General features: G+C 61.3%; 9 protein-coding genes. 7 read left to right on the top strand and 2 right to left on the bottom strand.

The annotated features are described in order from the left end of the window. Positions 1–4 precede the first annotated feature (4 nt). Entirely contained in the window at positions 5–550 is a 546-nt protein-coding gene (locus tag BZG29_RS03325) for a Spy/CpxP family protein refolding chaperone (protein ID WP_171984929.1), read from the bottom strand. Positions 551–736: 186 nt separating this feature from the next. Between BZG29_RS03325 and BZG29_RS03330 the strand changes: the two genes are divergently transcribed. The 5 genes from BZG29_RS03330 to BZG29_RS03350 all read left to right on the top strand — a co-directional run bounded on the left by BZG29_RS03330 (position 737) and on the right by BZG29_RS03350 (position 8347). Further along, the gene (locus tag BZG29_RS03330; protein WP_034753223.1) at positions 737–1465 is read left to right on the top strand and encodes a response regulator; all 729 of its coding nucleotides are present in this window, start codon (positions 737–739) and stop codon (positions 1463–1465) included. Continuing rightward, a complete protein-coding gene (locus BZG29_RS03335; protein WP_077398846.1) occupies positions 1462–2820 on the top strand; it encodes an ATP-binding protein in 1359 nt (452 codons plus the stop codon). The genes BZG29_RS03330 and BZG29_RS03335 overlap by 4 nt, the downstream gene beginning before the upstream one ends. An 88-nt stretch (positions 2821–2908) precedes the next feature. Then, positions 2909–4081, top strand: coding sequence for an efflux RND transporter periplasmic adaptor subunit (locus BZG29_RS03340; RefSeq protein WP_077398848.1), 1173 nt, complete (start codon positions 2909–2911; stop codon positions 4079–4081). Continuing rightward, positions 4078–7188 carry an efflux RND transporter permease subunit gene (locus tag BZG29_RS03345; protein WP_077398850.1) on the top strand — a complete coding sequence of 1037 codons (3111 nt, stop codon included), beginning with the start codon at positions 4078–4080 and terminating at the stop codon, positions 7186–7188. Before BZG29_RS03340 ends, BZG29_RS03345 begins: the two co-directional genes overlap by 4 nt. A 271-nt stretch (positions 7189–7459) precedes the next feature. After that, positions 7460–8347 (top strand): hypothetical protein, encoded by an 888-nt coding sequence (locus BZG29_RS03350; protein WP_253192768.1) that lies wholly within the window; start codon positions 7460–7462, stop codon positions 8345–8347. Positions 8348–8426: 79 nt separating this feature from the next. Here the strand turns inward: BZG29_RS03350 and yihA are convergent, their stop codons facing one another. Further along, on the bottom strand, positions 8427–9164 hold the full coding sequence (gene yihA / locus BZG29_RS03355; RefSeq protein ID WP_077398853.1) for a ribosome biogenesis GTP-binding protein YihA/YsxC: 738 nt from the start codon (positions 9162–9164) through the stop codon (positions 8427–8429). A gap of 186 nt (positions 9165–9350) precedes the next feature. On the opposite strand from yihA, the gene BZG29_RS03360 reads away from it, so the two are divergent. Next, positions 9351–10022, top strand: a complete 672-nt coding sequence (locus BZG29_RS03360) for a c-type cytochrome (RefSeq protein WP_077398855.1) — start codon at positions 9351–9353, stop codon at positions 10020–10022. Between the two features lie 184 nt (positions 10023–10206). Then, on the top strand, positions 10207–12303 hold the full coding sequence (locus BZG29_RS03365; protein ID WP_077398857.1) for a cytochrome c biogenesis protein ResB: 2097 nt from the start codon (positions 10207–10209) through the stop codon (positions 12301–12303). Positions 12304–12345: the final 42 nt, after the last annotated feature.

Below are 12345 nucleotides of genomic sequence, written 5' to 3' on the forward strand. Positions count from 1 at the left end.
CAACTTAGCCGGCTTTGGGATGCTGTTGCATGCCGTCGTGACCGCCATGGTGGCCACCACGGTGGCCGCCGTGCTTGTCGCCAGGCACGCTGTCGTCAAACACTTTCTTTTGCTCCGGGGTCAGCACGGCATAAAAGGTTTTCAGCGAGGCCAGGCGGCTTTCCTGGTTCGCGATGCGTTCCTTCGACATGGCAATCCATTGCTCCATGCGTTCCGGCGCCGACAGCTTGGCCATCGCCTCGCGCCTGGCTTTCCAGTCGCCCATCGGTTTTTTCGGCGCATTGGCGGCCGTGAAAGTGGCCCAGGCCGGTTCTTGCGCGGCTGTCAGCTTCAGCTTGTCGTGCAGGCGCGCCTGGTACTTGGCCATGCGCTCGGCCGGGTTGCTTGCGCGGTGCTGGCCGCGCTGGCCTTCATGTTGCATTTTGGTGCTGGCGGCAGGCGCGCTGGCGGCCGCTTCCTGGGCGTGGACGGTCAGCGATGCCGCACCCATGCCGAGTACGCTCATGGCGATGATCAAATTCTTGCGCAAGGTTGTCATTGAGGCGTTCATCTGGATTCCTTTGTAAAAGTGAGGGATGTACATGTTGCTGCACATGAATCCATGTTGGACGCGCCATGTTTCCCCGAAGTGTCCGCTGCCAGACAGTTTGTATCTATATGTTTCTTCGGGTCTCCTATATACAAGACGATACAAATGCGCTGTGCAAGGCCGGGGGAAGTGGGGATAATTCGTACCATGGAACCCACTTCTACAATTCTCATCGTCGACGATGACCGCGATATCCGCAGCTTGCTGGCGGACTACCTGGAAACGAACGCCTACCGCACCCTGGGCGCGGCGGATGGCACGGCCATGTGGAAAATCCTCGATGAAACGCGGCCCGACCTGATCGTGCTGGACTTGAACCTGCCTGGCGACGATGGCCTGACCCTGTGCCGCAAGCTGCGCGCCCAATCGACGGTGCCGGTGATCATGTTGACGGCGCGCAATGAGCCGCTGGACCGTATCCTGGGCCTGGAAATGGGCGCCGACGATTACTTGCCGAAGCCGTTCGAACCGCGTGAATTGCTGGCGCGCATACGTAGCGTGCTGCGCCGCAGCCATGCCATGCCGTCGAACGTGCCATCGGACAAGGCGCAGCAAATCCGCTTTTCCGGCTGGACCCTGGACTTGACGGCGCGCCACCTGCTCAATCCCAGCGGCCTGGTGATCATGCTGTCGGGCGCGGAATTTCGCTTGCTGCGCGTGTTCCTGGAACACCCGAACCGCGTGCTCAACCGCGACCAGCTGCTGAACCTGACGCAGGGCCGCGACGCCGACCCGTTTGACCGCTCGATCGATATCCAGATCAGCCGCCTGCGGCAAAAGCTCGGTGAAGATGCCCGCTTGCCGCAAATCATCAAAACCGTGCGCAACGGCGGCTACGTACTGGCCGGCCAGGTCAATGTGGAGCCGCACGCGTGAAGGCCTTCCTCGGGTCGATGACGGGCCGCGTCTTCATGTTCTTGCTGATCGGCATCGTCGCGTCGGCCGCGCTGACGCAGTGGCTGGCCGTGGGGGAACGCCAGCGCGCCATCGAGCAATACCGCGACTACCACGCCGTCGAGCGGGCCGAGCAGTTGGTGATGGCAGCCGACGTGGTGCCGCTGGCTTCGCGCGCCGCCTACCTGAAAGTCGCGAACAAGGGCAGCGTGCGCCTGGAGCTGCGTCCCGATACGGAACATACGCCCGGCGCGCCGACGGAATTTTCCACCGCCCTGCAAGCCAAGCTGGGCGAAGGCTTCAAGGTCAGCGCGCTGGCCGAACGCCCGGCCGCCTGCGTCAAACCGCGCCAGACGCCGGGCATGTTCGGCGCCAAGCCATGGGGCGGCACGTGCGAAAACCTCGACGTGCGCATGCAGGATGGCCACGTGCTGCGCCTGATGGTCTTGCCGCCGCGCCAGCAGCCGCCGTTCAATGAGCATAACGACTGGATGACCTTGCTGCCTTTCCTGATCAGCATCGCCATCCTCGCCTACCTGGTCACGCGCATGACCATGCGCCCGCTCAAGCAGCTGGCGCAGGCGGCGAAAGACCTGGGCAATGACATCAACCACCCGCCGCTGACCCTGTCGGGCGCCAGCGAGATCCGCCAGGCCAGCGCCGCCTTCAATGCCATGCAGGCGCGCATCCGCCAGCATATTTCCCAGCGTACACAAATGCTGGCGGCCATCACGCACGACCTGCAGACGCCGCTGACGCGCTTGCGCTTGCGCCTGGAAAAAGTGGCCGATACGGAATTGTATGACCGCCTGGTGGGCGATTTGTCGGCCATGCAGAGCATGGTCAAGGAAGGGCTGGACCTGGCCCGCTCGATGGACAGCACGGAAGCGATGCAGGCGCTCGACCTCGATTCCCTGTTAGATAGTGTCTGTTCCGACGCGGCTGATGCCGGCCAGAAAGTCACCCTGAATGGACAGGCAGGCATGGCCTTGATGGCGCGCCCGATCGCCATGCGGCGCTGCCTGGTGAACTTGATCGACAATGCCGTCAAATATGGTCTGTACGCGCAGGTTGCCGTCGAGCGTATCCCGGGTGCCGCGCGCATCCGCATCCGCGACGGGGGGCCAGGCATTGCGCCAGATCAACTGGCCAAGGTATTCGAACCGTTTTACCGCATCGAGACTTCGCGCTCGCGCGAATCGGGCGGCACGGGCCTGGGCCTGACCATCGCGCGCAATATTGCCGAACAGCATGGCGCCACGGTTTCACTGCTCAATCATGTCGACGGTGGACTGGAAGTCACCCTGATCGTGCCAGAGTATTACGCAGGAAAGTGAGCATTTCCGTGCGACAATATTGTGCTTTATGCCCCCCCGGCAACTACCATCAACCTGCAGCCCTGCGCTGCGACAGCGTGACAGAACAATGAAAAAGACTAGTCTGGCAATCCTCGTGGGTGCGGCCCTGTGTATCGGCGGCGGCATCTGGTATTTCAACCATCAGTCCGGCGCGCCGAGCGGTGGGCAGGATGGCAAAGGGGGCAAGGGCGGACAGGCGCCGACGACGGTGAGCGTGGTCACGCCGGTGCGCCAGGACGTGCCGATGGTGTTGCAAGCCAATGGCAGCGTGATGCCGATCAGCAGTGTCGACCTGCACCCGCAGACGACCAGCACGATTACCAAGGTGCATATCCGCGAAGGCCAGTTCGTCAAGCAGGGCGAGCTGATGTTTACGCTGGACGCGCGCAGCGAGCATGCGAATGTCGACAAGGCGCAGGCGCAGGTCTTGCGCGACCGCGCCTCGGTGCAGGACTTCGAGCGCCAGCTCAAGCGCAGCCAGGATTTGCTGAGCAAGAATTTCATCGCCCAGGGCGCCGTGGATACCTTGCAAAGCCAGCTCGACGCGGCACGCGCCTTGCTGGCCGCCGACCAGGCCGCCTTGCGCGCCGCCCAGGTCGACTCCAGCTACACCGTCCTGCGCGCGCCGCAAGCGGGCAGGGTAGGGGCCATCAATGTCTATGCGGGCAGCCTGGTGCAGCCGACCACGTCGCTCACCAGCATCACCCAGCTCGACCCGATCGACGTGTCGTTCACCTTGCCGGAAAGCAGCCTGTCCGGCTTGCTGGCGGCGCAAAAGGCGGGCGAGGTACCTGTCACGGCGCTGTTGTCCGATGCAGGCGGCAAGCAGCTCGACGGCAAACTGAACTTTATCGACAATGCCGTCGATTCCGCCACAGGCGTGATCCGGATCAAGGCGCGTTTCAATAATGGCGGCACCGATTTGTGGCCAGGCCAGTACGTGAATACGCAGCTGACCGTGCGCACCCTCCAGGATGCGCTGGTGATCCCGCAGAACGCCATCATCACGAGTACTTCCGGCACCTTTGTGTATTCGATGGAGGCGGATAGTACGGCCAAGATGCGCAAGATTACCCGCGTGTATGCATTCGGACCGAGCGCCGTCGTCACCGGATTGAGCGGCGATGAAAAAGTCATCGTCGATGGCAAGCAGAACTTGCGTCCAGGCAGCAAGGTGCGCCTGGCGGAAAAACACAAGGCCGCCGATGGCGCCGCCGCACCGCAGGGCAAGCCAGCATGAACCTGTCCGAACTGAGCATCCGCCGCCCCGTCATGGTGGTGCTGCTGTCCCTCTCCATCATCCTGGCCGGCGTGCTGGCCTACCTGCAAATTCCTGTGGCGGCCTTGCCGAGCTACAACACGCCCGTCATCAACGTCAGCGCCGACCTGGCCGGCGCCAGCCCGGAAACCATGGCCTCGTCGGTGGCCTTGCCACTGGAAAAACAATTTTCCACCATTTCAGGCCTCAGCCTGATCACGTCCACGAGCACGCTGGGCAATACCTCGCTGACCCTGGAATTTGACGCCAGCATCAATGTCAACGAGGCGGCCGTCGACGTGCAGGCCGCGCTGCTGCGCGCGCAGCGCCAGTTACCGACGGAAATGACGGACTTGCCATCCTACCGCAAGGTCAATCCCGCCGATGCGCCGGTGCTGTTCATCCAGATGACGTCGCCATCGCTGAACTTGTCGGATCTCAATGATTATGCGGAAAACCTGATCGCCCCGAGCCTGTCGACCCTGCCTGGCGTCGCCCAGGTGATCGTGAATGGCCAGAAGCGCTTTGCCGTGCGCGTGCGCGCCCGTGCCGACCTGATGAATGCGCGCAACCTGACGATGGACGAACTGGCCACTGCCTTGCGTACTTCGAACACGAATTCCCCGCTGGGCATCCTTGACGGCCCGAGCCAGACCCTGACCATCCAGGGCAATCCGCAAATGATGAAAGCGGCCGATTTTGCCGAATTGATCGTCGCCAGCCGCAACGGCCAGCCCGTGCGCCTGAAGGACGTGGCCGAGGTGGAAGACAGCTTTCAATCGATCAAGGCCGTCGGCAGTTTCAACGGCGAGCGTTCGATCAGCCTGATGGTGCAGCGCCAACCGGATGCCAACACCGTGCAAGTGGTCGACGGCGTGCGCCGTTTGTTGCCAGGGTTCAAGGAGCAATTGCCGCAATCGATACAGATCAGCCTGGTTAACGACCGTTCGCTGTCGATACGCGAAGCCATCCACGACGTCAATCTGACGCTGGCCCTGACCGTGGTGCTGGTGGTGCTGGTGATCTTTTTGTTCCTGCACCGCGCGGCCGCCACCTTCATTCCTGCCGTCACCATGCCGATTTCCCTGCTGGGCGCCCTGGCCCTGCTGTACTGGCTCGGCTACAGCCTCGACAACGTCTCGCTGCTGGGCATTACCCTGGCCGTCGGCTTGGTTGTCGACGATGCCATCGTGGTGCTGGAAAATATCGTGCGCCATATCGAGATGGGCAAGAAACCGATACGCGCGGCCCTGGAAGGGGCAAAAGAGATGGGCTTTACCATCATCTCGATTTCCGTCTCGCTGGTGGCCGTGTTCATCCCCATCTTCTTCATGCCGGGCGTGATCGGCTTGCTGTTCCATGAGTTCGCCGTGGTCGTTTCGCTGGCCGTGCTGGTGTCCGCCATCGTGTCGCTGACCCTGGTGCCGATGCTGGCCAGCCGCTTCCTGCCTGCCGATTCGCGCGAGCACAATGACAGCGACCCCAGCCATGGCGAAAAAACCTTCATCGGCCGCCATTTCGAAGCGGGTTTCACGAAATTGCGCAACGGCTATGTGCATCTGCTCGACAAGGCCCTGGCGCACCGCAACGTGGTGTTGTTCGTTGCCGTATGTACTTTTGCGCTGACGGTGTTGTTGTACGCCACGATACCGAAAGGTTTCTTCCCCGAAGAAGACCTGGGCCAGATCCAGGTGAATACGGAAGCGTCGGAAGACATTTCCTCGGCGGCGTTGCAAGACTTGCAAGCCCGCGTGGCGGCCGTGCTCATGGCGGACCCCAGCGTGCAGGATGTGACCTCGTTCGTCGGCGGCGGCAACACGGGACGCATGTTCATGGTCTTGAAACCGCGCAGCGAGCGGCCGAAAATGCCCGTGGTGCTGGAGAACCTGCGCCGCGCGACGAGCACCGTGCCCGGCATGGCCGTGTATTTCCGTCCCGTGCAAAACTTGCAGCTGGGCGGGCGCCAGAGCAAGAGCCGCTACCAATACACCTTGCAAAGCGTCAGCCCCGACGCCTTGAATGACTGGGCGGAAAAGTTTATTGCCGGCATGCGCACGGATCCGGCCTTCCGCGACGTCACCAGCGATTCACAGATCAAGGGCTTGCAGGCGTCGCTCAGGATCGACCGCGACAAGGCCAACCTGCTGGGCGTGCAGATGTCCGACATCCGCACGGCCCTGTACAGCGCCTTTGGCGAGCGGCAAGTGTCGACCATCTATTCGTCGGCAGCCAGCTATTACGTGATCCTGGAGGCGGCCACGGCGGATCGCCAGTACGACGATGCGCTCACGCGCGTGTCCGTGCGCAGCAAGACGGGCGAGCTGGTGAAACTGTCGAGTATTGCCTATGTGGAACGCACGATCGGTCCCACGTCCGTGAATCACCAGGGACAGTTGCAGGCTGTTACCATCGCCTTCAACCTGGCGCCGGACGTGCCGCTGGGCATCGCCACGGGCAGGATCGATGCGATGGCCAAGGACATGAGCTTGCCGGCCTCCATCATCACGCGCTACGGCGGCGACGCGGCCGTGTTCCAGAGCTCGCAGTCCAGCCAGATCATCCTCATCATTGCCGCGCTGGCCGTGATCTATGTGCTGCTCGGCGTGCTGTATGAAAGCTATATCCACCCGCTGACCATCCTGGCCGGCTTGCCGTCGGCGGCCGTGGGGGCGCTGCTGACCCTGCGCCTGTTCGGCATGGATCTGACCATGATCGCCATCATCGGCATTTTGATGCTGATCGGCATCGTCAAGAAAAACGCCATCATGATGATCGACTTTGCCCTGCATGCGCAGCGCAACGACGGGCTGGCGCCGGCGGAGGCCATCCGCCAGGCTTGCATCCTGCGTTTCCGTCCCATCATGATGACCACGGCGGCGGCCTTGATGGGCGCCTTGCCGATTGCCCTGGGCCTGGGCGCCGGCGCCGAGCTGCGCCAGCCGCTGGGCCTGGCCGTGGTCGGCGGCTTGCTCTTTTCGCAAGTCATTACCCTGTTCATCACGCCCGTGATCTATCTGTTCCTGGACAAGTACAGCGGCACGGGACCGTTGACGGACGAGCAATTGGTGGCGCTCGACAACAAGGCCTGATCCGCCACACGGCCACCGCCGGCGCCCCGTTCCTGAGTGAATGCGGCGCCGGTTTTGTATGGGCCGTGATACATACGGTAACAACCGTCAAGGCACGGCTAGGGTACGCTGATACCGCTGCAAGGAAAGTCGCTATCCTGTACGCTTCGGGTTGGAAATGCCGAGGAAGTGTTCCCAAAAGCAAGGGACTCTGGCACTATGGCTGCCCTGTAAGATTACTTTTGTCGCTACACAGAAAGCACGATTCATTTTGCATGACACGACCCATTTGATGGCTGCCGATTCCGATGTTTGCCCCACCTGCGGGCAAGTCATCCAGCCACCACCGGCCTACGGGTCCAGGACCAGCACCATGCGCAAGGTGGCGCTCGGCGTGTCCGTCTTGCTGCACGTGCTGCTGGCGGCGTATGTCCTGTTGCGTAGCGACAAGATTGAAAAGATCCCGCCGCCGAAGAAGGAAAGCGCGATGGTCTACATTGCGCCGCTGAAAGACAAGCCGCAACCGAAGCCGCAACCGAAACCCACGCCGAAACCGAAGGACACGAAAGTGGCCAAGGTAAAACCGCCACCGGCGCCGAGCAAGCGCGTGGTCACGAAAGACGTGCCGCGCGACAAGCCGAAACTGGAAACGTTCACGCCGCCGCTGGTGTCGAAAGTACCGTTGCCGCCGCCGCCCGCTGAAGACATGAGTTCGATGATCGAGCAGCGCCGCAAGCAGCGTCAGGCGCAAAATCCCGCGCCGCCGGCCGAGGAAAGTGAAAACGACCGCGCCATGCGCGTGGCCAAGGCGAATATCGCCGGCGCCCAGGGACGCAATTCCGGCAGCGACCGCGAGGATTCGGGCGGCGTGTTTTCCATCGTCAACCAGACCTCGTTCAGCGCGGAAGTCAAGTTCAAGGGCTGGAACGGCAACTTCAAGCGCAACTGGCTGAAGCAGGAAAAAGTGGAGTTGGGCAATGAGCCCGATATCGAAACGGCCATCCTGAAGAAGATGATCCAGCTGATCCGTGCCGAAAAACCCGGCGACTTCGTGTGGGAATCGCGCCGCCTGGGACGTAACGTCAACCTCAGCGCCCGCGTGGAAGATACTGCCGAGCTGATGGCTTTCCTGCGCCAGGAATTCTTTTCCGAGAAACGGCCAGGGCCGGGACGGCGCTAGGCGCTCGTCAAACTGACGGCAATAAAAAAAGGCTGCACCGTGCGAACGGGCAGCCTTTTTTACGCAGCGTTGATCTCGATCAAGCCGGTTTGTCCGATTCCGGCTCGACGTCGTCTTCCATGTCGATCAGTTCGACCATCTGGGCCGCGCCGTCTTCGCTGATGCCGGCCAGTTCCATGATCTTGTCGTTGGCTTCGTCGATGCCGACTCTTTTCAAGGCCGAGAACAGTTGCACGGTGAACGGGAAGCCGACGCCGTCTTCATCCACATAGCTGTCGAGCTTGGCTTTCGCCTGGCGCAAGGCGTTCACGGATTCATTACGGTTCAGCTTATCGACCTTGGTCAGGATGCAGTGGATCGGTTTGCCCGTCGGGGCGAACCATTCCAGCATTTGAATGTCCAGGTCGGTGAACGGGCGGCGCGAATCCATGATCAGGATCAAACCCGCCAATTGCTCGCGGCGCTGCACGTAGTCGCCCAGCAGGCGCTGCCAGTGCAATTTGGCCGAGCCCGACACTTCCGCGTAGCCGTAGCCCGGCAAGTCGACCAGCAGGCATTCGATCTCTTCGACGATGGTGGCATCCTTGCGGTGCTGCGCCACGTGGGCGCCGCCGATGGAGAAGTAGTTGATGTGCTGGGTACGGCCAGGTGTCTTGGAGGCGAACGCCAAGCCTTTCTGATTACACAAGATGTTGATGGCGGTCGATTTACCGGCATTGGAGCGGCCGGCAAAGGCGATTTCCGGCACCGTGGTATCGGGCAGGTCACGCAATTGGTTGACGGTCGTAAAGAAGCGGGCTTGCCAGAGTTTTGACATGGGAGTAGTAAAGCAACAAAAGGGAGCGATAAGGGAGCGATAACGCCAAGAAGCTATTGTACAATAAGGGGTTGTTTATTGTTGCCGGCGTAGCAGCGATGCGGCTTGCGGCCCTGAAAATAAAGCAAAAATCCACAGGGCGCGGCAATGTCCACCACTAATTTCTCACTGTCTCAGGGTGCCTGAATGAATCGTGCGTTTTCACCGTTTATCAAATCCATGCTGCTCGCTTTGCTGGCTGTATCGGCAACTGCCTCCGCGGTCGAAGCAGCGAAACCGGCCGTTAAGGCCGACGCCGCCAAGGGCGCCACCCTGTACGCCGATGGCGACGCGGCGCGCGGCTTGCCTGCCTGCGTCTCCTGCCATGGCGCGGCCGGCAATTCGACCATCACGGTCAATCCGAAACTGGCCGGTCAGCACGAAAGCTATATCTACAAGCAATTGGTCGACTTCACCACGCCGGAGCGCAGCCAGCCCGTCATGACGACGTACGCGAAGATGCTCAGCGACGCCGACAAGAAGAATATCGCCGCCTACCTGGGCGCGCAGCTGTCCAAGCCGGGCGCCGCGAAAAACAAGGATACGATCGACCTGGGCAAGAAAATCTACCGTGGTGGCATTGCTTCCAAGCAAGTTGCCGCCTGCGCCAGCTGTCATGGCGCGACGGGCAATGGCATTCCCGTCCAGTACCCGCGCATCGCCGGCCAGCACCAGGATTACACGGTGGCCCAGCTGACCATGTTCCGCAGCACCAAGGCTGATGCCCGCAAAAACAGCGCGCAAATGCACACCATCGCCGCCCGCATGTCGGATGACGAGATCGCCGCCGTTGCCGATTACATCGCCGGCCTGAAGTAAGTTTTCATAGTGGCAAGAGATTGCCAGGCGCACCAGCGTGCATGAACAAGGGCGGCCGTCTCCACAGGCTGCCCTTTTTTATGGCAGGGGCCAAACAGGAGTATGCTGCCGCCTTGCGCGGAGAAACTATCAGCTCCATGCCCCATTTTCTTGAAGATTGCATATCCCGTATGAGTATCCACGTATGAGCACAGGCACGACCGGAATCGAGTTAAAGACCCAACGCCGCAGCCTGGCTGAATTCGTCGAGCTGGTCTCGTCGATGCGCTTTGCCATCAGCCTGCTGACCCTGATCGCCGTCGCGTCCATCATCGGCACCGTGCTCAAGCAAAACGAGCCCATGCCCAATTATGTCAACCAGTTCGGGCCGTTCTGGTTCACCGTTTTCGACAAGCTGAGCCTGTATTCCGTGTATTCGGCCTGGTGGTTCCTCGTCATCATGGGTTTTCTGGTCGCCTCGACCTCGCTGTGCATCGTGCGCAATGCGCCGAAGATGCTCAAGGACATGCGCAGCTGGCGCGAAACCGTGCGCGAGCAATCGCTGCGCAATTTCCACCACAAGCTGGAATGGCAGGCGCCGCTGCCGCGCGCCGTGCTGGCCCAGCAGATGGTGATGCGCCTGAAAGACGCCGGCTACGGTGCCAAGGTGGTCGAGAAGGACAACGCCACCCTGGTGGCCGCCAAGCGGGGCGCGGCCAATAAATGGGGCTATATCTTTGCCCACGGCGCCATCGTCATCATCTGCGTGGGCGGCTTGCTCGACTCGGAAATGCCGATCCGCGTACAGCAATGGTTCTTTGGCAAGACGCCATTTTCCGGCAGCGGCGTGATCGCCGACATTCCCGCCCAGCACCGTCTGAGCCTGTCGAACCCCACGTTCCGCGGCAATACCATGATCCCGGAAGGCTCGTCGAGCAACACGGCCATCATTCCCCAGGCCGATGGCGTGCTGATCCAGGATCTGCCCATCACCATCCTGCTGAAGAAATTCCACATCGATTTCTACAGCACGGGCATGCCCAAGCTGTTTGCCAGCGACGTGGTCGTCACCGACCATGCGACGGGGGAAAGTTTCCCAGCAACCATTAAAGTCAACCAGCCTCTGCTGTACAAGGGCCTGGCCCTGTACCAGTCCAGCTTTGAGGATGGCGGCAGCAAGCTCAAGTTGACGGGTTATCCCATGACGGGCAAGACGACGAAGCGCTTCGATATCGGCGGCGAAGTGGGCGGCAGCACGCCGCTCGAGCGCAGCGACGGCAATTCCTACACGGTGGAATGGTCGGGTTTCCGTCCCTTCAACGTGGAAAACCTCAGCGCGGGCCAGGATGTGCGCGCCGTCAACAAGGCGGAAAGTTTTAACGATAAATTCGCCGTCGGCCTCGATAAACGCCTGGGCTCGGCCGCGAAGAACGCGAACAATAAGGACCTCAAGAACGTGGGCCCCTCGGTGCAATACAAATTGCGCGACAAGACGGGCCAGGCACGCGAGTACCAGAACTACATGCAGCCGGTCGCCGTGGATGGCACGACGGTGTTCCTGGCCGGCATGCGCGTCAACCCGAGCGATCCGTTCAGCTATCTGCGCATTCCCGCAGATGACAATTACAGCGTGAACGAATGGATGCGCTTGCGTGCCGCGCTGCAAGATCCCGCGCTGCGCCAGCAGGCCGCCACGCGCTATGCGGCGCGCGCCATGCCGCAGGCGGGCGCGGAAGCCTTGCGCGGCCAGTTGCAGGAATCGGCGGCGAAGAGCCTGGGCATCTTTGCTGGCAATGGGCAAGAGGGCGGTTTCCTCGCCATTTCACGTTTCCTGGAGAAAATTCCTGCCGCCGAGCAAGAAAAAGCGGCCGATATCTTCATGAAGATCCTCAATGGCAGCCTGTGGGACTTGTGGCAGGCGGCGCGCGCCCAGGATGGCTTGAAGGCCATCGAGGCCGATGACAAGCACGGCCGCTTCCTGCAGCTGGCCACGAATGCGCTGTCCGACAGCTTCTTCTATGGCGCGCCCGTGTATCTGCAACTCGACGACTTCACGGAAATCAAGGCGTCCGTGCTGCAAGTGACGCGTTCGCCGGGCAAGAGCGTGGTCTACCTCGGTTGCCTGTTCCTCGTGATCGGCGTATTTTCCATGTTTTATATCCGCGAGCGCCGCCTGTGGGTGTGGATCAAGGATGCGGACGGCGGCAGCGAGGCCCTGATGGCCATGAGCACGCAACGCAAGACCCTGGATTTTGAAAAAGAATTTGAGAACTTGAAGGCAAAGCTGCCGCAATCGGCGTAAGCTGCGCTGTGTCTGGGACGCTTGCGCGTCGCCGGGAATGGA

The organism is Janthinobacterium sp. LM6 (assembly GCF_002002885.1).
Classification (GTDB): Bacteria; Pseudomonadota; Gammaproteobacteria; order Burkholderiales; family Burkholderiaceae_D; genus Janthinobacterium; species Janthinobacterium kumbetense.